The 22,931-nt window shown below is 70.1% G+C and carries 22 protein-coding genes; 3 read left to right on the top strand and 19 right to left on the bottom strand.

Annotated elements, in window-relative coordinates:
- Positions 1–99: 99 nt before the first annotated feature.
- The 7 genes from ACX80I_RS14555 to truB all read right to left on the bottom strand — a co-directional run bounded on the left by ACX80I_RS14555 (position 100) and on the right by truB (position 6,712).
- Entirely contained in the window at positions 100–2,364 is a 2,265-nt protein-coding gene (locus tag ACX80I_RS14555; protein ID WP_459345834.1) for a polyribonucleotide nucleotidyltransferase, read from the bottom strand.
- Positions 2,365–2,717: 353 nt separating this feature from the next.
- Positions 2,718–2,987, bottom strand: coding sequence for a 30S ribosomal protein S15 (gene rpsO / locus ACX80I_RS14550; RefSeq protein WP_301230023.1), 270 nt, complete (start codon positions 2,985–2,987; stop codon positions 2,718–2,720).
- Positions 2,988–3,090: 103 nt separating this feature from the next.
- A complete protein-coding gene (locus tag ACX80I_RS14545; protein ID WP_459345823.1) occupies positions 3,091–4,086 on the bottom strand; it encodes a bifunctional riboflavin kinase/FAD synthetase in 996 nt (331 codons plus the stop codon).
- Between the two features lie 146 nt (positions 4,087–4,232).
- A complete protein-coding gene (locus ACX80I_RS14540) occupies positions 4,233–4,892 on the bottom strand; it encodes a DUF4345 domain-containing protein (RefSeq protein ID WP_459345822.1) in 660 nt (219 codons plus the stop codon).
- A 70-nt stretch (positions 4,893–4,962) separates the two neighbouring features.
- Positions 4,963–5,442 (bottom strand): hypothetical protein, encoded by a 480-nt coding sequence (locus tag ACX80I_RS14535; protein ID WP_459345821.1) that lies wholly within the window; start codon positions 5,440–5,442, stop codon positions 4,963–4,965.
- Positions 5,439–5,807, bottom strand: coding sequence for a hypothetical protein (locus tag ACX80I_RS14530; RefSeq protein WP_459345820.1), 369 nt, complete (start codon positions 5,805–5,807; stop codon positions 5,439–5,441). Before ACX80I_RS14530 ends, ACX80I_RS14535 begins: the two co-directional genes overlap by 4 nt.
- A gap of 2 nt (positions 5,808–5,809) precedes the next feature.
- The gene (truB, locus tag ACX80I_RS14525; RefSeq protein ID WP_459345819.1) at positions 5,810–6,712 is read right to left on the bottom strand and encodes a tRNA pseudouridine(55) synthase TruB; all 903 of its coding nucleotides are present in this window, start codon (positions 6,710–6,712) and stop codon (positions 5,810–5,812) included.
- A 68-nt stretch (positions 6,713–6,780) separates the two neighbouring features.
- On the opposite strand from truB, the gene ACX80I_RS14520 reads away from it, so the two are divergent.
- Positions 6,781–7,956, top strand: a complete 1,176-nt coding sequence (locus ACX80I_RS14520; RefSeq protein ID WP_459345818.1) for a pyridoxal phosphate-dependent aminotransferase — start codon at positions 6,781–6,783, stop codon at positions 7,954–7,956.
- An 84-nt stretch (positions 7,957–8,040) separates the two neighbouring features.
- On the opposite strand, the gene rbfA is transcribed toward ACX80I_RS14520, so the two are convergent.
- The 5 genes from rbfA to rimP form a co-directional block, all read right to left on the bottom strand.
- Complete coding sequence (gene rbfA / locus ACX80I_RS14515) at positions 8,041–8,478, bottom strand: 30S ribosome-binding factor RbfA (RefSeq protein ID WP_087072133.1); 438 nt, start codon at positions 8,476–8,478, stop codon at positions 8,041–8,043.
- 111 nt (positions 8,479–8,589) lie between these two features.
- Positions 8,590–11,556, bottom strand: a complete 2,967-nt coding sequence (gene infB, locus ACX80I_RS14510; protein WP_459345817.1) for a translation initiation factor IF-2 — start codon at positions 11,554–11,556, stop codon at positions 8,590–8,592.
- A 124-nt stretch (positions 11,557–11,680) separates the two neighbouring features.
- A complete protein-coding gene (locus ACX80I_RS14505; protein ID WP_459345816.1) occupies positions 11,681–12,118 on the bottom strand; it encodes a YlxR family protein in 438 nt (145 codons plus the stop codon).
- Positions 12,119–12,154: 36 nt separating this feature from the next.
- Entirely contained in the window at positions 12,155–13,144 is a 990-nt protein-coding gene (gene nusA, locus ACX80I_RS14500; protein ID WP_459345815.1) for a transcription termination factor NusA, read from the bottom strand.
- A gap of 10 nt (positions 13,145–13,154) precedes the next feature.
- Positions 13,155–13,784 (bottom strand): ribosome maturation factor RimP, encoded by a 630-nt coding sequence (gene rimP, locus ACX80I_RS14495; protein ID WP_459345814.1) that lies wholly within the window; start codon positions 13,782–13,784, stop codon positions 13,155–13,157.
- Positions 13,785–13,871: 87 nt separating this feature from the next.
- On the opposite strand from rimP, the gene ACX80I_RS14490 reads away from it, so the two are divergent.
- Together ACX80I_RS14490 and ACX80I_RS14485 are read left to right on the top strand one after the other, a co-directional pair.
- A complete protein-coding gene (locus ACX80I_RS14490; protein ID WP_459345813.1) occupies positions 13,872–15,293 on the top strand; it encodes a DUF4439 domain-containing protein in 1,422 nt (473 codons plus the stop codon).
- Positions 15,286–16,308, top strand: coding sequence for an aminoglycoside phosphotransferase family protein (locus ACX80I_RS14485; protein WP_459345812.1), 1,023 nt, complete (start codon positions 15,286–15,288; stop codon positions 16,306–16,308). The genes ACX80I_RS14490 and ACX80I_RS14485 overlap by 8 nt, the downstream gene beginning before the upstream one ends.
- 18 nt (positions 16,309–16,326) lie before the next feature.
- On the opposite strand, the gene ACX80I_RS14480 is transcribed toward ACX80I_RS14485, so the two are convergent.
- The 7 genes from ACX80I_RS14480 to ACX80I_RS14450 form a co-directional block, all read right to left on the bottom strand.
- Positions 16,327–17,142 carry a sulfite exporter TauE/SafE family protein gene (locus ACX80I_RS14480; RefSeq protein WP_459345811.1) on the bottom strand — a complete coding sequence of 272 codons (816 nt, stop codon included), beginning with the start codon at positions 17,140–17,142 and terminating at the stop codon, positions 16,327–16,329.
- Between the two features lie 6 nt (positions 17,143–17,148).
- Entirely contained in the window at positions 17,149–18,948 is a 1,800-nt protein-coding gene (locus tag ACX80I_RS14475; protein ID WP_459345810.1) for a proline--tRNA ligase, read from the bottom strand.
- Positions 18,949–19,073: 125 nt separating this feature from the next.
- Positions 19,074–19,976 carry a GNAT family N-acetyltransferase gene (locus ACX80I_RS14470; RefSeq protein ID WP_459345809.1) on the bottom strand — a complete coding sequence of 301 codons (903 nt, stop codon included), beginning with the start codon at positions 19,974–19,976 and terminating at the stop codon, positions 19,074–19,076.
- On the bottom strand, positions 19,930–21,096 hold the full coding sequence (ispG, locus tag ACX80I_RS14465; protein WP_087072205.1) for a flavodoxin-dependent (E)-4-hydroxy-3-methylbut-2-enyl-diphosphate synthase: 1,167 nt from the start codon (positions 21,094–21,096) through the stop codon (positions 19,930–19,932). The genes ACX80I_RS14470 and ispG overlap by 47 nt, the downstream gene beginning before the upstream one ends.
- Positions 21,097–21,195: 99 nt before the next feature.
- A complete protein-coding gene (locus ACX80I_RS14460) occupies positions 21,196–21,486 on the bottom strand; it encodes a YciI family protein (RefSeq protein WP_459345808.1) in 291 nt (96 codons plus the stop codon).
- Between the two features lie 9 nt (positions 21,487–21,495).
- On the bottom strand, positions 21,496–21,945 hold the full coding sequence (locus tag ACX80I_RS14455; protein WP_459345807.1) for a hypothetical protein: 450 nt from the start codon (positions 21,943–21,945) through the stop codon (positions 21,496–21,498).
- A gap of 345 nt (positions 21,946–22,290) precedes the next feature.
- Entirely contained in the window at positions 22,291–22,911 is a 621-nt protein-coding gene (locus tag ACX80I_RS14450; protein ID WP_459345806.1) for a MarR family transcriptional regulator, read from the bottom strand.
- Positions 22,912–22,931 lie beyond the last annotated feature (20 nt).

The raw sequence follows: 22,931 nt of genomic DNA, 5'->3' as shown, positions 1-22,931 counted from the left end.
TCTTTTTTTCTGCAAGAACAACACCCCCCCCCCCCCCCCCCCCACCCCCCCCCTCCCCCCCCCCCCGGGGCCGCGGTCGCTCGGGACGAGCGGGACGGACTAGGCGTCCTCGCCCACGGCGACCTCGGGCAGCTCGATGCCGGCGTCCTCGGACGACCCGGAGGCGTCCTCGGCGACGACGGGCGAGAGCGAGAGCTTTCCGCGGTCGTCGATCTTCGTGATCTCGACCTGTACCTTCTGGCCCACGGAGACGATCTCGTCGACGTTGTCGACACGCTTGCCACCGGCGAGCTTGCGCAGCTCGGAGATGTGCAGCAGGCCGTCCTTGCCCGGGGTCAGCGAGACGAAGGCGCCGAAGGTGGTGGTCTTGACGACCGTGCCCAGGTAGCGCTCACCGATCTCGGGGACCTGCGGGTTGGCGATGGCGTTGACCGCCGCGCGCGCAGCCTCGGCCGACTCGCCGTTCGTGGCGCCGATCAGCACGGTGCCGTCGTCCTCGATCGAGATGTCGGCTCCGGTGTCCTCCTGGATCTGGTTGATCATCTTGCCCTTGGGGCCGATGACCTCGCCGATCTTGTCCACGGGGATCTTGACCGAGATGATCCGCGGTGCGAACTCGGAGAGCTCGTCCGGGGTGTCGATCGCGGCCTGCAGGACGCCGAGGATGTGCAGGCGTGCTTCGCGGGCCTGCTTCAGCGCGGCAGCGAGCACCGAGGCGGGGATGCCGTCGAGCTTGGTGTCGAGCTGGATCGCCGTGACGAACTCCGACGTACCGGCGACCTTGAAGTCCATGTCACCGAATGCGTCCTCGGCGCCGAGGATGTCGGTCAGCGCCGCGTAGCGCGTCTGGCCGTCGACGACGTCGGACACGAGGCCCATGGCGATACCGGCGACGGGCGCGCGGAGGGGCACACCGGCGTTGAGCAGGGACAGCGTGGAGGCGCAGACCGAGCCCATCGACGTCGAACCGTTGGAGCTGAGGGCCTCGGACACCTGGCGGATCGCGTAGGGGAACTCCTCGCGGCTCGGCAGGACGGGCACGAGTGCACGCTCCGCCAGTGCTCCGTGGCCGATCTCGCGGCGCTTCGGCGAACCGACACGGCCGGTCTCACCGGTGGAGTACGGCGGGAAGTTGTAGTTGTGCATGTAGCGCTTGCGCGTGACGGGCGACAGCGAATCGATCTGCTGCTCCATCTTGAGCATGTTGAGCGTGGTGACACCCATGATCTGGGTCTCGCCGCGCTCGAAGATCGCCGAACCATGCACGCGCGGCAGGACCTCGACCTCGGCGGTGAGCTTGCGGATGTCGCTCAGGCCACGGCCGTCGATGCGGACCTGGTCCTTGAGGATGCGCTGGCGGACGACGGCCTTGGTGAGCGAGCGGAACGCTGCGGACAGCTCGTTCTCGCGTCCCTCGAACTGCCCGCCGAGAGCGTCCATCAGCTCGGACTTGAGGGCGTCGGTGGCACTTCCGCGCTCCTGCTTGTCCGCGATCTGGAAGACCTGGGACAGCTTCTCCGCGCCGGCCGACTCGATGGCGGCGTAGACGTCGTCCTGGTAGTCGAGGAAGACGGGGAACTCGACGGTCGGCTTGGCGGCGCGCCCGGCGAGGTCTGCCTGCGCCTCGCACAGGGCACGGATGAACGGCTTGGCGGCCTCGAGGCCGTCGGCCACGACCTCCTCCGTGGGAGCGGTCGCGCCGTTCTCCTTGATCAGGTTCCACGAGTTGTCGGTGGCCTCGGCCTCGACCATCATGATCGCGACGTCGTCACCGGCGATGCGCCCGGCAACCACCATGTCGAAGACGGAGTTCTCGAGCTCCGAGTGCTTCGGGAAGGCGATCCACTGGTCGTTGCCGCTGCCGTTCGAGACGAGGGCCACGCGGACGCCGCCGATCGGTCCCGAGAAGGGCAGGCCGGACAGCTGCGTGGACATGGACGCGGCGTTGATGGCCACGACGTCGTAGCGGACGTCGGGGTTGATCGCGAGGACGGTCACGACGACCTGGACCTCGTTGCGCAGGCCCTTGACGAACGCTGGGCGGAGGGGGCGGTCCATCAGGCGGCAGGCCAGGATGGCCTCCGTGGAGGGACGGCCCTCGCGGCGGAAGAACGAGCCCGGGATGCGGCCCGCGGCGTACATGCGCTCTTCGACGTCGACCGTCAGCGGGAAGAAGTCGAAGCCTTCGCGGGGAGACTTGCCGGCCGTGGTGGCCGAGAGCAGTGCGGTGTCCTCGTCGATGTAGACCATGGCGGAGCCGGCGGCCTGCTGGGCGAGGCGTCCGGTCTCGAACCGGACGGTGCGTGTTCCGAAGCGACCGTTGTCGATCACTGCTTCGGCGAACTGGATTTCGGGACCCTCCAAGAGAGTCACCTCCGTTTCTCGGTATCGGAGGCAATCGGCACCCGACGTGGCCCCGCCCCTCATGGGCGGGCCACAGCACCCGGTCTTCGATCGAGATCCACGGAACGCAGGTGCGCTCCGGAGACCACTACCGAGGACCGCGAATGCGCGGTGCCGGTTGACTCCTGTTGTGCGGTGGTCCTGCTGGTGCAGGTCGTGCTGATACTGCTGGCTGCGGACACGGGGTCCGCCCGCCTGGTGCTCCGGTGTCCGGAACCGGGCCGCGGCGGAGGGGCCCGTACTTCTACCTAGCAGAGAAGGCGGCTCCCTCTCCAGGGGAGAAGATGCCGCCTTCCGATGCTACTTGATGCTACTTATCGACGCAGACCCAGGCGCTCGATGAGCGAACGGTAACGCGCGATGTCGGTGTCCCGCAGGTAGTCCAGCAGGCGACGGCGGCGACCGACGAGAAGAAGCAGGCCACGACGCGTGTGGTGGTCGTGCTTGTGCATCTTCAGGTGCTCGGTCAGGTCGAGGATACGACGGGAAAGCATCGCGATCTGGACCTCGGGTGAACCGGTGTCACCTTCGGCCAGGGCGTATTCCTTGATGATTTCCTGCTTGATGGCGGCGTCAAGGGCCACGAGTAACTCCTAGAGTTGTACCGTGAACAAGTGCTGAGCATCGTTTGCACGACGTCACAGAAAAATCCAGCCACCACGGACTGCAGCCGGACCTGTGCCCAGTTTAGCGTCTGGGCCGTTGTTCTGTCGAAAGCAGCCCACGGGCCCTGTCGACGTCGAGTTTCATCTGCTCGATCAGGGCCTCGGGCCCGGTGTAGGCGACCTGGCCCCGCAGCCGCTCGACGAATTCGACGATGATCGCCTGCCCGTAGAGGTCGAAGTCCTGGACGCGCTCGGGCGGACGGTTGATCACGTGGGCCTCGACCTGCCGGTCCACACCGTCGAAGGTGGGATTGGACCCGACGGAGATGGCCGCCGGCCACCGGGTGCCCGCCTCGTCGACGAGCCAGCCGGCGTAGATGCCGTCGGCCGGGATGAAGCCCTGGGAGGAGGCCGCCAGGTTCGCCGTGGGGTACCCGAGTTCCCGCCCGCGGGCTGCCCCGTGGACCACCTCTCCGCGCATGCGGTGGGGGCGGCCCAGGATCCTCGCCGCGGTTCCGACCTCTCCGGCTTCGAGTGCTTCCCGCACCCAGGTCGAGGAGCACCGCCTGTCGCCGTCGTCGTCCGTGGCGTCCACGGGGTAGCTCGCACCGAAGTCCTCGATGGCGATGACCTCGAAGCCGAGCGCCCGGCCGAGGTCGCGCATGGTGTCGAGGTCACCGCTGTTGCCCCTGCCGAACCGGACGTCATGGCCGATCACCACGGCCCGGGCCTTCAGGGCCTTCACGAAGACGCGTTCGACGAACTCCTCCGGCGAGTGCGCGGCGAGGTCGAGGGTGTACCGCATCATGAGCAGGGCGTCGATGCCCGTCTCGGCGATGGTCTCCACGCGGTCGTCGAGCCCCATGATCAGCTCCGGCGCCGACTCCGGCCGGTGGACCTGCGCCGGGTGCGGGTCGAAGGACACGACGACGGCGGCCGCGGCACGCTCCCGCGCCGCTTCGACGACCTGCTGCAGGACGCGCTGGTGGCCGCGGTGCACGCCGTCGAAGTTGCCGAGCGTCAGGACGGAGGGCCCGAAATCCTTGGGCACACTGTCCAGATCTCTCCAGTAGAACACGCATCTCCTTCGCGATTCGACCGATTCCCGCGGCCTCGGGTGTCCGGCGGGACGCCGCTCCCCATTATGGCCGACGCGATCACCGCGGACGGCATCGGGCCTCCGTGCCCGCCTTGGAGCGGAGGCCCGCTGCGCGAGGGGGTCCTCTAGCCGCGCTGTGCGAATTCCCGGCGCAGGTCGCTCGTCTTGGCGATGTACTTGTGCCAGACGAGCAGGGCCGGCGGGAAGGCCAGCTCGACGACCATGAGGACGATCATGACGTAGTTGGGGGTTCCGGAGAACGCCCAGGACAGGACCCGCCCGATGCCGCCCGCGAACACCATGAGGCAGACGAGCCAGAGCATGTTCGCCCACTGGAACTTGACCGCGATCGTGATGAAAGCCGCGCCGACACCGACCATCATGGCCGAGAAGAACCGGAACTGGCTCTCCAGCGTGGGGTTGGCGGGGCTGGCTTCCGTCTCGGGCAGTCCCGCCGTGCCGAGGATCAGGTAGTAGGCACCGAACCCGGCGATGACGACCCCCACCAGGACGACGACGGTGCGGAACACGTTCCAGTCCCCGCCGGAGGAGGACTTGCCGGGCTTCCTGCCCTTGCCGCCCGCGGGAGCGGCCTTGCCGCGCTGGATCGGTTCTCCCGGCGCAACCCGGTCGCGGTCTCCGGAAGGGGTACCCGAGGGAATACCCGGGATCGACCCTGCGCCGCCGGCGCTGCGGGCGTCGGACGAGTTGCGGGCATCGGACGACGAGGACCGCCCGGCTCCCGATCCGGTGGATTCGTCGTGCTCGGGGCTGTTGCTGGTCATGTCGCTCCCTGGAGGCAGGCTGGATCGGTGCTGTAGCGCCATACTCTCACGGGCTGCAGGCACCAGGGACCTATTTCCGGCGACGCTGTCCCGGCCTGTTCCTGCGCAGCCAGACCAGCCCCAGGATCGGCAGGACCAGGGGGACGAACCCGTAGCCACGACCGAAGGCGGACCATACGGTCTCGCTCGGGAAGGCCTGCGGATCCAGGACGCTGAGGAGGCCCACCGAGACCACACCGACGAGCTCGGTGGTGACGGCGACGACGGAGACGGCGTACGCGCGCGTCCCGCCCCGTGCGAGGGAGACCGTCGCCACGATGTAGACCACCGCGGCCACTGCCGAGAGGAGGTACGCGAGCGGGGCCTCGGAGAACTTCGTCGCGATCTGGAAGCCGGCGCGCGCGGTCGCGGCCAGCGCGAAGACTCCGTAGACGGCGATCAGCAGGCGGCCGGGGCCCCGCGCGCGGCTCGTGCCCCCCGCACCCGCGGCATCCGCGTCCGCTGCACCGACGCGCCCCGCGGGCGATCCCTCGTTCCGTCGACCGTTCACAGGCCGGCCACCCCATCCCAGATCTGCTCCATGCGGAAGAGCATGACGAAGACCGTCAGCCCGGCCGCGGCCAGTACGAAATTGCTCCAGCGCGTCCTCTCGAGGATGGACCACCAGAAGGTGCCGACGGGCACCAGGAGCGCTGTCAGGAGGTACCCCCAGAACTCCCAGGCCTCCCCCAGCACGGGCTCCCCCGTGAGCTGGCGGATTCCGGCAGCCACCGTGTACGCCAGGAGGAAGAGCTCGACGGCCGCGACGGAGAGGATGGTGATGTCGTTCGGCGGCTGGCGCACGAGGGCCGCGCCGATGCAGAGCACGGCGGAGACCGCGCAGACGAGCGCCCCGACGAGGAAGAAGGGATCCACCGCTACTCCTTCCCGCCGGGCGCGAACACCAGCACGGTGCGGGCGGCTCCCCCGCGGTTCTCGAGCAGCGCCACGAGGGTCCCGTCCGGGGCGAAGGCGGCGACCGGGACGTCGGGCTCGTCGTTGGGCCCGATTTTCCGGCCGTGGGAGACGTCCGCTGCCTCCGCCTCGGACAGTTCCCGCACGGGGAACAGCGACCGTCCGGCATCGTCCAGCGGGAGTACGTCCAGCTCCGCGGCGAGCTGCTCGAGGGTGCGGGCCTGCTCGATGGAGTAGGGCCCCACCTGGGTCCGGCGGAGCGCGGTCAGATGGCCTCCCACGCCGAGGGCTTCCCCGAGGTCGCGGGCGAGGGCCCGGATGTAGGTGCCCGAACTGCATTCGACCGTCACATCCACGTCCTGCAGCCGCCCGTTGCTGACCCGGCGGATCCCGTGGACGTCGAACCGGTGCACGGTGACGGGACGTGCGGGGAGGTCCACCTCCCCGCCGGCGCGGACCCGGGCGTAGGACCTCTCGCCCTTGACCTTGATGGCGCTGACGCTGCTCGGCACCTGCTGGATCTCACCCGTCAGCCGGGCGACCGCCGTCCGGATGTCCTCCTCGGTCACGGCCGCGGCGATGCTCCCGCCCGTGACCTCGCCTTCGGCGTCGTCCGTGAGGGTCGACTGTCCGAGCCGGATGGTGGCGGTGTAGGTCTTCGACGTGCCCACGATGAAGGTCAGCAGGCGCGTGGCGCGGTTGACGCCGATCACCAGGACGCCGGTGGCCATGGGGTCCAGGGTTCCGGCGTGGCCCACCTTGCGGGTTCCCGCGAGGCGGCGCATGCGCCCCACGACGTCATGACTGGTCCAGCCCTGAGGCTTGTCCACGATAATCAGCCCTGAGTGGACCTGCCCGGAATTCACGCCTCCCAGTATAGGGTCGCGGCTGCGCGCTCCCTGGCGCCCGCCCGCCTCGCGATACGATCCTGCGTATGCCTTCCGCTCCAGCCCACGTGGTGAATGTCCCGGTCAACCAGATCCGCGAGATCACGCAGGCGGCATGGGCCACTCCCGATTCCATCGTCCTCAGCATCGGCGAGCCCGCGTTCCCCGTCGCACGGCACGTGCTCGAGGCGGCCATGGCGGCCCTCGACCGGGACGACACGAACTACACGCCCAATGCGGGCATCGCCCCGCTCAGGGCCGCGTTCGCCGAGCGGTTCGCGTCCATGTCCGGGGTCGACGACGACCCCTCCCGCGTCTTCGTCGTCGCGGGCGCCCAGCAGGGACTGCACCTGGCGCTCAGCACGCTCATCGCGGCCGGGGACGAGGTGCTCATCCCCGACCCGGGGTATCCGACGTTCACCATGACCGTGGGGCTGCTCGGCGGCGTCCCCGTGCCCTACCCCCTGGTGCCGCACCACGGCTTCCAGCCCCTCATCGAGGACCTGCGGCGGCTCGTGACCCCCCGCACGAAGGTGCTCATGCTCAACTCGCCGTCGAATCCCCTCGGCTCGGTCTTCGACTCCGACCTCACGCGGGAGCTCGTCCGGTTCGCCCATGAGAACGACCTGTGGATCATCTCCGACGAGTGCTACGAGGCCTTCACCTACGACGTGCCCCATGTCAGCCCCGCACGCTTCGACGCCGGTGGGCCCGAGGCCGTTCCGGAGGCCGTCGAGGCCCGCGTCCTCACCTCCCTCACGCTGTCCAAGACGTACGGACTGACGGGTCTCCGCATCGGCGCGCTCGTCACGCCGCCCGGGATGGAACCGCTCCTCAGCAACGTCATGGAGGCCACCGTGTCCTGCGTCTCGGGTCCCTCGCAGTACGCCGGCGTCGCCGCCCTGACCGGTCCGCAGGACTACGTCCGGACCGCCCTCGACCACTACCGCTCCAACCGGGATGCGGCCACCGCCGTGCTGGACGAGCGCGGGATCAGCTACCTCGACGCCCGCGGCGCCTTCTACCTATGGGCCGACCTCTCCCACGCCACGGACGGGGACGTCCGGGCGTGGACCAGGGCGTTCCTCGCGGAGCGGGGCGTCGCGCTCGCGCCGGGCACGGCCTTCGGGTCGATGGGCGAGGGCTGGGTGCGGATCGCCCTCTGCGGCAGGAGGGACGAGCTCGTCGAGGGGCTGTCCCGGCTCCCCGCTCCCCGCGCCTGAGCGGTCCCCCGGAAACGACAGAAGGCAGCCGACCCGCAGGTCGGCTGCCTTCTGGTGTATGGCCCGGAACGGGAGCCGGGAGGGCTAGCGCCCGGCCTCGTCCTCGTCGGAGGTGCGGTAGGGATCGGCGTCCCCCGCGAAGTCCGCGCCCTGGGCGATCGCTGCCACCTCGGCGTCGCGCTCGCGGGCCTTCTGCAGCAGCTCCTCGAGGTGGCTGGCGTTGACCGGCACCTCGTCGGGGACGAATTCGAGCGTCGGCGTCAGGCGGGCCGTGATGTTCCTGCCCACCTCGGCGCGCAGGACGCCGCGGGCGGACTCGAGTGCCATCCGCGTGGCCTGCTGCTCCTCCGGATCCCCCAACACCGTGTAGTACAGCGTCGCGTGCTGCAGGTCGTTGGTGACGCGGGCGTCGGTGATGGTCACGGCTTCCAGCCGGGGGTCCTTCACACGGCGCCGCAGCGCCTCCGCGACGATGACTTTGATGCGCTGCGCGAGCCGCGCGGCGCGGGCCGGATCTGCCATTGCTGATACTCCTAGGGAAGCGGATGAGGGTGGGGAACCCGCCGTGCGGGCTCCGGCTGTATGACAGCACAGGCGCCCGGGAGAACCAGGGCGCCTGTGCTGACCTACCTCCTAGACGCGGGGCTTCTCCCGCATCTCGAAGGTCTCGATGGTGTCGCCTTCCTTGACGTCGTTGAACGAGCCCAGGCCGATACCACACTCGAAGTCCGTGCGGACTTCGGTGGCGTCGTCCTTGAACCGCTTGAGCGAGTCCACGGAGAGGTTGTCCCCGATGACCTTGCCGTCACGGAGGACGCGCGCCCTCGTGTTGCGTCGGATGATGCCCGAGCGGACGATCGAACCGGCGATGTTGCCGAACTTCGAGGAGCGGAACACCTCGCGGACCTCTGCGGTTCCGAGTTGCACCTCCTCGTACTCCGGCTTGAGCATGCCCTTGAGGGCGAGCTCGATGTCGTCGATGGCGGCGTAGATGACCGAGTAGAAGCGCATGTCCACGCCTTCACGCTCGGCAAGGTCCGCGACGCGTTCCGCCGGCTTGACGTTGAAGCCGATGATGATCGCGTTGTCGACGGTCGCCAGGTTGACGTCGTTCTGGGTGATCGCACCGACGCCGCGGTGGATGACGCGCAGCTGTACGCCCTCTCCGACGTCGATCTTGAGCAGCGAGTCCTCCAGGGCCTCGACGGCACCCGACACGTCACCCTTGAGGATGAGGTTGAGGGTGTCGACCTTGCCCTCGGCGACGGCCTGGTCGAAGTCCTCGAGGCTGATGCGCTTGCGGCGCTTGGCGAGGGCCGCGTTGCGGTCCGCGGCTTCGCGCTTCTCGGCGATCTGGCGGGCGGTGCGCTCGTCGTCGGTGACGAAGAACGTGTCACCTGCACGGGGCACGTTGGACAGACCCAGGACCTGGACCGGTCGCGACGGCTCCGCCTTCGTGACGATGTCGCCGTTCTCGTCGAACATGGCACGCACACGGCCGTGCGCCGTACCGGCGACGATCGTGTCACCCACGTTCAGCGTTCCGGACTGGACGAGCACCGTCGCGACGGCACCGCGTCCGCGGTCGAGGTTGGCTTCGATCGCGATACCGCGGGCATCCTTGTTCGGGTTGGCCCGCATGTCGAGGGCCGCGTCCGCGGTGAGCAGGACGGCCTCGAGGAGGTCGTCGATGCCGACGCCCTGGAGGGCGGAGACGTGCACGAACATCGTGTCGCCGCCGTACTCCTCGGGCACCAGGCCGTACTCGGTGAGCTGGCCCTTGACCTTGTCCGGGTTCGCGCCTTCCTTATCCATCTTGTTGACCGCCACGACGATCGGCACGTTGGCCGCCTGGGCGTGGTTCAGCGCCTCCACGGTCTGGGGCATGACGCCGTCGTCGGCCGCGACGACCAGCACCGCGATGTCCGTGACCTTCGCACCACGGGCACGCATGGCGGTGAACGCCTCGTGGCCCGGGGTGTCGATGAAGGTGATGGCACGCGTGCTGTCCTCGTGGACGTGCTGGATCTGGTACGCACCGATGTGCTGGGTGATACCGCCGTGCTCGCCCTCGACGACCTTGGTGTTGCGGATCGCATCGAGCAGTCGCGTCTTACCGTGGTCGACGTGGCCCATGACCGTGACGACCGGCGGACGCACCTCGAGCTCCTCGTCGCCCTCGGCTGCCAGCTCGGCGTCGAAGTCGATGTCGAAGCTGCTGAGGAGCTCGCGCTCCTCGTCCTCGGGTGAGACGACCTGGATCTTGTAGCCGAGTTCCGTGCCGAGCACCTCGAAGGTGTCCTCGTCCAGCGACTGCGTCGCCGTGGCCATCTCACCGAGGTGGAACAGCACGGTGACCAGTGCGGCGGGGTTCGCCTCGATCTTGTCGGCGAAGTCCGTGATGGACGAGCCGCGGCGCAGGCGCACGATGGTGTTGCCGTCTCCGCGGGGTACGCTCACGCCACCCAGCGAAGGAGCCGACATCTGCTCCAGTTCCTGCCGCTTCGCCCGCTTCGACTTGCGCTGCTTGCCACGGCCGGCTCCACCCTTGCCGAAGGCACCGGCAGTGCCGCCGCGTCCGCGACCGCCCTTGCCGAAGCCGCCGCCGGCGGGTGCACCGCTGGGGCTGGCAGGTGCTCCCCCGGGACCGCGGCGCGGACCGGCTCCTGCACCGGGGGCACCGCGGCCGGGGGCAGCGGGACGTTCGGTGCGGTTGGGCATCATGCCCGGGGTGGGACGTGAGCCGGGGGCTCCGGCCGGACGCGGAGCACCGGGACGCGGTGCGCCCGGGCGGGGTCCGCCGGCGCCTGCTGCGGGACGGGGTCCACCCGCACCGGCTGCGGGACGGGGCCCACCCGGACCCGCGGCGGGACGCTGCTGGGCGTCGTCACGGCGACCGGGCCGGGGCATGCCCTGCGAGGGTGCGAACGGGTTGTTGCCCGGACGCGGCGGACGCTCCGACGTGCGGTCCGCACCACGGTCGGTCTCGCCACGGCGGGAACCCATGCCCTGCGAGGGCGCGAACGGGTTGTTGCCCGGACGCGGCGCTCCACCGGGACGGGCACCCGAGGGACGGGTGGTGCCCGCGGCAGGAGCAGCGGGCGGCGTGGCGGGACGCGGAGCCGGACGGGCGCCCGGCGTCGAGCCCTGCGTGCCCTGCTGCTCAGGTGCGGGGGTGCTCTGTGCAGCCGGGGCAGGAGTGTCCTGCGCTGCGGGAGCGGGTGCCTCCGCCGGAGCGGGGGTTTCCGCGGGAGCGGAACCGTTGGAGAACGGTGATGCCTGGGGGGCAGCCGGAGCGGCCGGGGCGGCAGGGGTGGAGGGTGCTGCGGGAGCGGCGGGGGCGGGTGCCTCCGGCGCGGCCTGGGCAGCGCCCGGCTTCGGGCCCGACGGCGCGGGGGCCGCGGGGCGTGAGGGGGCGGGGGCCGCGGCGGGCTTGGTGCCGCCGGCGGGGAATGCGCCGCGAAGTTTCTTCACGACGGGGGCCTCGATGGTGGATGAGGCTGACCGGACGAACTCGCCCAGTTCCTGCAGTTTCGCAACTGCGTCTTTCGAGGTTATACCGAGCTCTTTCGCAAGCTCATGTACGCGGACCTTGGCCACATTTCTCCTGTCTCGGTCCGCACCGAGTCAGGCACGAACCGTCTATTTCCTACTGCTGATCCCAGCCGCTAGGGCGCCTGGTAGATCGAATGCAGAGCGCAACGGATTGATCATCGTTGCGCACTCATCGCTGGGTTCTCATCGGGTTTCCATGAGGGTACTGACCCGCTTTCCGGGAGGACGGTGGTGAATCGGAGCGTTCATCTCGACGCTCCAGGTGTGCCTGGAAGTCCGCTGCCAACTGCGCAGTGTCCACCGGCCGGCGGAAGGCCCTGTGAAAGGCTCTCCGCTTGACGGCCGTTTCCATGCATGCCGGGTCGGGGTGCAGCCAAGCACCCCGTCCGGATAGCCGGCGCCGCTCATCGATGACGGCGACATCCTGCCCGTCGATCGGTCGTGCAACAACCCGCATCACGTGTGACTGGCGGTCCCGCCGGCGGCATCCCACGCAGGTGCGTATCGGATGAGTGTCCACCGGCTGGTGCCCGGACTCTTCTCGGTGAGCGGTGTTTTCTCGGTGAGCAGAGTCTTCCGGGCGCGACCCGACATCAGTTCTGTCCATTCTACCCCTTCCGGCCCCGCCGGAAGACCGGCCGGCCTAGGCCTTCGCGGCCGAGGCCGGCTTCGCCGCGTCGGACACGATGTCGATCCGCCAGCCCGTGAGCTTCGCGGCGAGGCGGGCGTTCTGGCCTTCCTTGCCGATCGCGAGGGACAGCTGGTAGTCCGGCACGACGACGCGCGCGGACCTCGTGGCCTCGTCCGTGATCGTCACCGAGGTGACGCGCGACGGCGACAGCGAGCTCGCGATGAACGCCGCAGCGTCGTCGTTGTAGTCGACGATGTCGATCTTCTCGTCGTTCAGCTCGTTCATGACGGCACGGACACGCGTGCCCATCTCCCCGATGCAGGCGCCCTTGGCGTTCACGCCCGGGACGTTGGCCTTCACGGCGATCTTGGTGCGGTGCCCCGCCTCGCGGGCCAGGGCCACGATCTCGACCGTCTTGTCCGCGATCTCCGGGACCTCGAGTTCGAAGAGCTTCCGGACGAGGCCCGGGTGCGAGCGGGACAGGGTGATGGAGGGGCCCTTCATGCCGCGGTGCACGTCGACGACGAACGCCCGCAGCCGGGTGCCGTGCAGGTACTTCTCCCCCGGCACCTGCTCCGGCGGCGGCAGCACGGCCTCCACCGATCCCAGGTTGACCTGGATCATGTGCGGGTTGGTGCCCTGCTGGATCATGCCGGCGACGAGTTCGCCTTCCTTGCCCCGGAATTCACCGAGGATGTTGTCGTCCTCGGCGTCGCGCAGCCGCTGGAGGATGACCTGGCGCGCGGTGCTCGCGGCGATGCGGCCGAATCCGCTGGGCGTGTCGTCGAATTCGCCGACGGTCTCGCCGTCGTCGTCCTTCTCCGTCGCCCAGATGGTGACGTGGCCGTTGCGCCGGTCGAGCTCGGCGCGGGCGGTCTCGTGGGCGCCGGGGGTGCGGTGGTACGCGATGAGCAGTGCCTGCTCGATCGTGGGCACCAGCTTGTCCAGCGGGATCTCGCGCTCGTGCTCGAGGAGCCTCAGCGCGCTCATATCAATGTCCATGTAGGTCTCCTTACGCGGGGTGCACGGCGCCGGAGATGTCCGGATCGGCCCCATCGCTGTTCTCGTGGTGTTCGTCCTCAAGATGCGCGAATTCGACCTGGACGGTCCCCTTGCGGATCTTGGAAAACTCGAGGGCGAGCGGATCGCCCTGCTTCGGCTTCATGCCCTTCTTGACGGGCAGGTTCGGGATCAGCCGGATTCCCGTGGCGGTGACGTCCTGCAGGCGGCCGACGACGACGTCGCCGGTCACAGGCTTGACCTCGACCAGACGCCCCACGCTGCGGCGCCAGTGCCGCGGTTCGGTGAGGGGACGGGACACCCCGGGTGAGGAGATCTCGAGGTTGTACGGGCGGTCGTCATCCTCGGGGTCACTGTCCATCGCCGCCGAGAGGTCCGTCGAGATCGCGGAGATCACATCGAGCCCCACGCTTCCCGATGCGTCCTCCGGGAGGTCCACGACGACGTGGACCGTGCGGTGGGAGCCGGCGACCTTGATGTCGACGTCCTCGAGGTAGAGGTTGTGCTGTTCCACTACGGGCTGCAGCCTGGTCCGCAGGCGCTGGGCTTCGGCCTGCAGCTCGGCCTCCAAGGCCGACTTGCGGGTCGGAGCATGTTTTTCGTTCCCGGACCGGACCGCCATGGCTGCCTCCCACTCGATGATGTTGTCCTCCTAGAGTACCGACATTCCGGGGTGCCGGGTGTAGGACCGGGTGAAACGCAGCCCTCCGTGGCATCATCGGGAACTGTGATGATGCGGGCGGGAACGGGCGGACAGCGGGTGCGCGGAAGCCACGTCGCCGGACGCGCCGTGCGCTGGTCCGCGGGGCTCGTCGGCCTGTTCGCCGTCGTCCTGCTCGCGGCAGGAATCGTCGTCGGGATCGGGCTGCGGTCCGCCGAACCGTCCGCCCCCGTCTACTCGGCCGGCGAACAGGCCCAGCTCGACGCCGAGGGACGGTACCGCGCACTGGCCGCCTCCGCGCGGGCCACGGCGGCCCTCCAGCCGGGCCTCGAGCCCGCCCTCGGGGAGAGGCTGACAGCGGTCGCCGCCGACCTGGAGGCGCAGGCGGACGCCGTCTCCCTGCCACGCTCCCCCGCACCCGAGGGGACGGGTGCCGCCGGCACCGCGCCGGCCGGTTCCACGCCCGCCGGCACTGCGTCGGCCGGTTCCACGCCGGCCGGCACCGCGTCAGCCGGTTCCACGCCTGCCGGCCCGGTCCCGGCGCCGGGAGCCTCCTCGAGCGCCGAGGCACCGATGGACGGACCGGGCCTCCTGTCGATGCTCCGGGACAGCGCCCTGCGGAGCCTGCGGGACGCCGTCGACGCCGAACCCGGCCCCGCACGCGTGCTCGCCTCCGCGGGAGCCAACCAGTGGCGGCAGGCGGTGCTCATCGGGCAGACGCTCGGGACCGAGCCCGGACTCCCTACTGCCGACGCCCTGTCCGCCGCGGACCTCACAGCCGACGAAGCAGAGCCGATCGTTCCCGCAGACCCCACCTCGCCCGCCGACCCCACCTCATCCGCCGGACCCGCCCCGTCGGCCGGCGCTCGCGACCCCGCCGGCGAACCGACACCCGCCGACGCACCCACGCCCGCCTCGTCCGCCGACCCCGCCGGGCCGGACGACTGCGCCGGGACCCCCCTCGGCACCGAGGCCGACCGGCAGGCCCTGCTGAACGCGAAAAGGGCCGAGGACGAGGCCCGCTACGGCTACGAGGTCGCCGCTGCGCTGGTGCCCGACCCCGCAGCAGCGCTCGCGCGGTCGGCTGTCCACCAGGCGGCAGCCGACGACGCCGCCCGGCGCCTCGCGGAGCTCTGCGTCCCCGTGGCCCCTGCTCCTGCGGGCTTCGCGATCACCCCGGCCTTCCGCGCCGATCCGGCGGCAGCCCTCCGGGAGCTCGAACAGGACCACGCCGAGCTGTATGCCGGCCTCGTGTCCGCTGTCGGACCGGACGTCCGCGCGTGGGCCGTCGCCTCCTACAACGCGGCCGTCCAGCGCAGCCTCGAGGCGGGAACGCCGCTCGACGCCTTCCCCGGTCTGACGGCGGAGTCCCCGGCGGGATCCGCGGGGAATTCCGCCGACGCATCGACGCCGGGGGCGGAACCGGCTCCCGAGGACTCCCCGGCACCGGCAGGGCCGAGCGGTGGCTAGGATCCAGGACCGCACCCCGGGCGGTCTTCCGGACCTGCCACCCCGGCTCCTGCAGAGCGCGCGGAGCATCGACGGCGGTGCCCGATGGACCCGTGAGTGGCGGGAGTTGCTGGCCGCGAGGCTCGACGCCTGGAACCTGGTCCTCGATCTGCGGCACGGACAGCCCGTCTGGGCGGGCCGGTGCGCCGTCGTCGTACCTGTCGTCCGGCGGGACGACGATGCCGCGGAGGCCGTCCTCAAGCTCACGATCCCGCACGACGAGGCCGTGGCGGAGCCCGATGCGCTGGAGCTCTGGGACGGGACGGGTGCGGTGCGCCTGCTCGCGGCGTCACGCCCCGACTTCGCACTGCTGCTCGACCGGCTCGACGGCGACCACTCCCTGCTGGACGTCCCGCTCGACGAGACGCCCGAACCGTGGGGCCGTGTGCTGCGCCGGCTGTCGATACCGGCCGGGGACAGCGCCCCCTGGGCCGCCTTCCCGCACCTCGCGTCCGACGCCGAGCAGTGGACGGACACCCTTCCCGCACGGTGGCACGAACTCGGCGAACCCTTCCCGCGGTGGCTCATGGAGTCCGCGCTGGAGGTGTGCCAGTCGCGCGGCATCGTGGGGCGACGGTCGCAGCGCGACGTCCTCGTGCATTCGGACCTGCACTACGGGAACCTCCTGCCGTCCGCGCGGGGCCAGCTGCGGGAGTTCACCGCGATCGACCCGAAGCCGGTGCTCGGCGACGCCGAGTACGCCGTGGCGCCGATGCTGTGGAACCGCCTGTCCGAGCTCGACGCCGCGGACCCGGCGGGTCACCTTCGCGCCCACTGCACGGCCCTTGCGGCGGCCGCCGGCCTCGATGCCGGCCTCGGCCGGGGCTGGACCGTGGTCCGCGAGGTGCGCAACGCGCTGTCCTACCTCGCCCATGGCCGGACGGGCGACGCGCAGCGGTCCCTGTGGGTGGCGAGTTCGGTGCTCGGGCGGACACTGGACGGGCTGCCGCCGGTCGGCGACCTGCCGGTCCTCTAGCGCAGCCGGCGCCGGCTGCTACCCGGCCCCGGCGAGGAACGGCCGCAGGTTCTCCACCCAGACGTCGTAACCGAGTTTGAGGATCAGGGCCCCCACCACGGCGAGGAACACGATCCGGATGAACCTGCTGCCCTGGCTGATCGCCATGCGGGACCCGGTGTAGCCACCGGCCATGTTGGCGACACCGAGCAGGAGCCCCAGCCCCCACAGGATGGAGCCGTTCGGGAGGAAGAACATCAGGGCACCGAAGTTGGTCGCCATGTTCACGATCTTCGCCTTCGCGCTGGCACCGAGGAAGTTGTAGCCGAGCAGGGTGACCATCGCGATGATGAGGAAGGAGCCCGTCCCCGGCCCGATCAGCCCGTCGTAGAACCCGATGACGAGCCCGATCGCACCGGCCGTCCCGTAGTGCCGCGCTCCCTGGTGGCGCAGCTTCGTGAGAGTGCCGACCGACGGCTTCAGCGCGGTGAACACAGCGACGGCGATCAGCGCCACCACGATGACCGGCTTGAAGACCGACGACGGCAGGGACGCCGCGAGAACCGCCCCGCCGAAGCTGCCGACGAGAGCGATCCCCGCCATCGGCAGCGCCGTCTTCAGGTCCGGGTGGGCCCGCCGGTAGTAGGTGACGGCGCTCGTCGTCGTCCCGAAGATGGACCCGAGCTTGTTGGTGGCCAGGGCCTCGACGGGCGCGATGCCGGGGACCAACAGCAGCGCCGGCAGCTGCAGCAGCCCGCCTCCGCCGACGACGGCATCCACCCACCCGGCGGCGAACCCCGCGACGAGCACCAGCAGGATCGTCGCGAGGTGCAGTTCCTCGAGTCCCCAGCCCACCGCGGGTTAGGAGTCGGCGAGTCCGCGCAGCAGCGCGGCGGCCTCGGCGACCGGGACGTTCTGCGCCTCGCCCGTCCTGCGGTCCTTGACCTCAAGCACTCCGTCCGCCAGCCCACGCCCGACGACGACGATGGTGGGCACCCCGATGAGCTCCGCGTCGCCGAACTTCACGCCCGGGGACACCTTGGGCCGGTCGTCGTACAGGACGGCGAGGCCTGCCGCCTCGAGCTCTGCGGCGAGCTTCTCCGCGGCCTCGAACACCTCGGCACCCTTGCCGGTCGCGACGATGTGGACGTCGGCGGGAGCGACGTTGCGGGGCCAGACGATACCGCGCTCGTCGTGGTTGGACTCGGCGAGGGCCGCGATGGCGCGCGTGACGCCCACGCCGTACGAGCCCATGGTGACCGTGGCGAGCTTGCCGTTCCGGTCGAGGACCTTCAGGCCGAGCGCGTCCGCGTACTTGCGGCCGAGCTGGAAGATGTGGCCCATCTCGATGCCACGGGCAGCGATCAGCGGTCCCGACCCGTCGGGTGCCTCGTCGCCCTCGCGCACCTCGACGGCCTCGACGACGCCGTCCCAGGCGAAGTCGCGGCCCGCGATGAGCCCGAAGACGTGCTTGCCGTGCTCGTTGGCGCCCGTGATCCACGACGTGCCGGGAACCACGCGGGGGTCCACGAGATACTTCAGGCCGGTGGACGCCTCGGCGCCGATGACGGCGGAGTCCAGGGCGAGGCCCGGGCCGATGTACCCCTTGACGAGGCCCGGGTGCTTCTTCAGGTCCTCCTCGTTGGCGGCCTCGACGGCGACCTCGCCGCCCGTCGCGAGGTGGCCGGCGATGTTCGCCTCGATCCGCTTGAGGTCCACGGAGCGGTCACCCGGCACGCCGACGACGACGATCTCGCGCTCGCCGGTCGGCAGCACGGCGGCCAGCACCACGTTCTTGAGGGTGTCGGCGGCGGTCCAGGCACGGTCGTCGCGGGGCACCGCGGCATTGGCGTGGTCCACGAGGGTGCCGATGGTGGGGGTATCGGGGGTGTCGCGTACCTCCGCGGCGGGTGCGTCGGCGAAGTCGATCGGGTCGGGGACCACCGTGGTAACGGCTTCGACGTTGGCGGTGTAGCCGCCGGCGGACCGGACGAAGGTGTCCTCGCCGATGGGCGTCGGGTGCAGGAACTCCTCGCTCTTCGACCCGCCCATGGCCCCGGCGGTCGCCGTCACAGGCACCACCTCGAGGCCGAGGCGCTCGAAGATGCGGAGGTAGGCGGCGCGGTGCAGCTGGTAGCTCGCCTCCAGGCCCTCGTCGTCGATGTCGAACGAGTAGGAGTCCTTCATGATGAACTCGCGTCCGCGGAGCAGGCCCGCCCGGGGGCGCGCCTCGTCCCGGTACTTCGTCTGGATCTGGAACAGGCTCACGGGAAGGTCCTTGTACGAGGTGTACAGGTCCTTCACGAGCAGGGTGAACATCTCCTCGTGCGTCGGCGCAAGGAGGTAGTCCGCGCCCTTGCGGTCCTTCAGGCGGAAGATGCCGTCGCCGTACTCGGTCCAGCGGTTGGTCGCCTCGTAGGGCTCCTTGGGCAGCAGCGCCGGGAAATGGACCTCCTGCGCGCCGATGGCTTCCATCTCCTCGCGGACGATGGCCTCGACCCGCGCGAGGACCTTGAGCCCCAACGGCAGCCAGCTGTAGATACCGGGCGCCGCGCGCCGGATGTAGCCCGCGCGCACCAGGAGACGGTGGCTCGCGACTTCGGCGTCGGCTGGATCTTCACGCAGGGTGCGCAGGAAAAGGGTCGAGAGTCGTAAGACCACGCGGGTGTCCGTTCATATCGGTACTGCCATTCACCTTCCCGCCGTCCGGCGGGAAACAACAGGTACCAATCTAGCGGGTCCCGTCCGCTGGACCGCCGCGGGCCGCCGCGCCCGCAACCCCCTCCTCAGAAGAGGATGGTCGCGAACGTGTCCACCTGCTCGAAGCCCACGCGCCGATAGGCCGCGAGGGCCCGGGTGTTGTAGGAGTTCACGTAGAGGCTCACGGTCGGGGCCAGCGAGCGGGCGGCGACGACGACGGCGGCCATGTAGGCGGCGCTCAGGCCCCTGCCCCGGTGGTCGGGGTTCATCCAGACACCTTGCACCTGCACGGCCTGCGACGACACCGTGCCCAGTTCGGCCTTGAAGACCACCTCGCCGTCGTCGTCGAACGCGGCGAGCGAGTGCTTCCGGCTGATCAGGGACGCGACGCGCCGCCGGTAGTGGTCGGACCCGCCGATGAACGGCGAGTAGCCCACTTCCTCCTCGAACATCGCAGCGCAGGCGGGCAGGAGGCGGTCGAGTTCATCGGGTCGCGTGAACCGGAGGTCGGGCGCGGGGGCGAGCAGCGGGTCCGTGTCGATGGCCATGAGCGGCTGCGTGGGGCGCACGTCGAACGGCTCGGCGCTGTAGTCCTCGAGCGTCGACCACAGGTCCAGGACGCCCTCGGAGAGCCCGAAGATCGACGAAAAAGTCCGGCCCGACCGGCCGAGGTGATCACCGAAGATGGCTCCGGTCTCGTCCGTCACACCGATCGGCACGAGGTTCACGCCGGCCCAGCAGGCAGCGCGCAGCTCGTTGTGCCGGAACATGCCGATGATCTCCCCACCGGAGAACGACGGCGCAGCCGTGCCCATGGATTCGAGGTGGGAGGCTACGAACACGTTGGCCACCGGGTCCGCGGCGACGATCGCCCAGAGATCCCTGGTGTCCTCCTTACCGAGGACCCGGAAGGACCAGGGCCCTTCGGGGTCGGGCTGGGGCCTAGCTAACGGTAACCATGGGGCCACCCTGGCCAGCAGTTTCGCCATCAGCCTCACCCATTTCCTCTGCGAGCCGCATCGCTTCCTCGATGAGTGTCTCAACGATCTGGTCCTCGGGGACAGTCTTGATGACCTGGCCCCGGACGAAGATCTGCCCCTTGCCGTTGCCGGATGCGACACCCAGGTCGGCTTCGCGGGCCTCGCCAGGCCCGTTGACGACGCAGCCCATGACGGCCACGCGCAGCGGGACCTCCATGCCCTCGAGGCCGGCGGTGACCTCCTCGGCGAGCGTGTAGACGTCCACCTGGGCCCTGCCGCAGGACGGGCAGGACACGATCTCGAGCTTGCGGGGGCGCAGGTTGAGCGACTGCAGGATCTGGTTGCCCACCTTGATCTCCTCGACCGGCGGGGCCGAGAGCGAGACGCGGATGGTGTCGCCGATGCCCTTGGACAGGAGCGCCCCGAAGGCGGTGGCGGACTTGATCGTGCCCTGGAAGGCCGGTCCGGCCTCCGTCACGCCGAGGTGCAGGGGCCAGTCGCCGCGCTCGGCGAGCAGCTCGTAGGCGCGGACCATGATCACGGGGTCGTTGTGCTTCACGGAGATCTTGAAGTCGTGGAAGTCGTGCTCCTCGAAGAGGGACGCCTCCCAGACGGCGGACTCGACGAGGGCCTCGGGCGTGGCCTTCCCGTACTTCTCCATGAGGCGCGGGTCCAGGGAGCCGGCATTGACGCCGATGCGGATGGAGGTCCCCGCGGCCTTGGCGGCTGCAGCGATCTCCTTGACCTGGTCGTCGAACTTCCGGATGTTGCCGGGGTTGACGCGCACGGCCGCGCAGCCGGCGTCGATCGCGGCGAAGACGTACTTCGGCTGGAAGTGGATGTCGGCGATCACGGGGATCTGGGACTTCTTCGCGATGATCGGGAGCGCGGCGGCGTCGTCCGCGGACGGGCAGGCCACACGGACGATGTCGCAGCCGGTGGCGGTCAGTTCCGCGATCTGCTGCAGCGTGGCGTTGATGTCCGTGGTGGGGGTGGTGGTCATCGACTGGATGCTGATCGGGGAATCCGATCCGACGCCCACCGATCCGACCTTGATCTGGCGGGTCTTGCGCCGGGGGGCGAGGACGGGCGGCGGTGCTGCTGGCATTCCTAGGTTGACCGAGGTCAAAACATCCTCCATGCTGGCGGCCTTGACCGCACGTCTGACGAGATTCTTGATTTCATTATCCACCCGCCCCGGCGACCGACGGCTCCGTGGCGATCCAGGTCACACGAGGTCGCGGAACGCTCCGAGGACGGGATTCCACCCGATGGTCTTGACAGCCGCGATGGCTCCGACGACGGCGAACGGGTCCTGGCTCACGAGCTGGTTGAGATCCGCCTCGGTGTCGGCGGAGAAGACCAGGAGGGCACCCGTGCCATCCGTGAAGGGGCCGGAGGCCAGGACGCGGCCCTGCTCCACGAGCCCCTGCAGCCACGCCCTGTGGGCCGGCCGGTGCTCGTCGCGGAGGTCGTTGTGGTCGGGGCTGTATACGTACTCGACGGCGAAGATACTCATGGCTTCACCCTACGGGACCGGTAGCAGGTAGACCTTGATGATCGTCGCCACGCCTGCCGCCCAGAGCATCGAGGCCAGCGTGCCGATGATGAACCGCTCGGAAGCCGCGGGGGTCTCCTTGAGTTCGGCGTAGCGCCCCAACGCCTTGACGGCGACGACGTACGCGATGGCGACCGGCTGCCCGCCGAGGATGGCGACGGTCACCGCGAGCCGCTCGAGCACGCCGATGACCAGCCCTCCGCGGAGCACGCCCGGCGGCAGGGCGTCGACCGGCGCCTGGGGCGGATCGGCGGGTGGAGCGGGGAGGTCGAACTGGGGCTGGTCCGCCGGCTCGGGCGGTTCCTCGCGGCGCCGTTCCGCGGTGTCCACCGACCGGGCCAGGCGTAGCACGAGCATGGTCACGGGTGAACCGACGCCGCCCGCCACGAGCAGCGCCACAGCGATCCATAGTGCGTCCACCGAGCCTCCTTCGTCCTTCCTCCATGTCTACCCCACCTTCATATCTACCCCACGGCACCCCCAACGGTGCTGCTCCCCCGCCACTGCGTCCGGCGACCACGAGGAGGCCTCTCGGGTGCTCTTGTGGGTCGTCTCGACCGGCGCCGAGCGACTGGGGGATCAGCGCGGGACGACGACGGCTGGACGAAAGCTCCAGGAGCAGGTGACGTAACGGCAGGCGAGCCGTCGAACGGACAGAAACGACCATGAAAAGGCCTCGCGGGTGGTTTTTTGTGCCGTCTCGACGGACGCCGGGACCACGACCGGCGCGTGACGACCGCGTGTCCTCCCGCCAGCGCGACGCAGCTAGGCGACCGGCTCGGCGGTCGCGCCGTCGACCCAGGCCAGGAGGCGGGCGGCTGCGGGCCGGACGGCATGCTCCTCGTGCCAGGCGGCGCGGGCCGCGGCCTTGCTCACGGCCTGCGGGCTGATGCCGAGGGTCTGAGCGACGGCCGTCTGCGTGCCGCGCTCGCCGGGCTTGAGGAGGTCGAGGATGCGCCACTCGGCCTCCGAGCGGCCCATGACGTGGCGGCCGAGCAGCGCGAGCACTCCCTCAGCCTCCCCTGCGCCGTCATTCCGACCATCCGGTCCCTCGACGGCGAGGGGCGCGCGGTCCCCCGTCTTCTTGGCGCGGTCGACGGCCTTCCGGGCAGCGACGAAGGCCGACCCACGACCTTCCCGCGGGGAGGCCGGAAAGGGCTGCTCCACGTCTCCGATGCCGATCCCGACGTACCAGCCACCCGCACGTAGGCAGAGCATCGCGGCATCGACGACGTCGGCCGCGAAGGCGACCACGCCCTGCGCCTCGTCGCCGACCGACCGCTCCCAGGGCAGCACCGTGGGGATGGGGCGCAGGAGGCCGAGTAGTTCCGGGACGCGGTCCGTTGAGGAGCGGCTGCCCGCCTGGTCGATGGTGAGGACGAACACTCATCAACCGTATGGGGTTG

Source organism: Arthrobacter rhamnosi (assembly GCF_054510855.1).
Note: the sequence above shows the minus strand (reverse complement) of the source record. Positions and strands in the feature narration are given on the sequence as shown.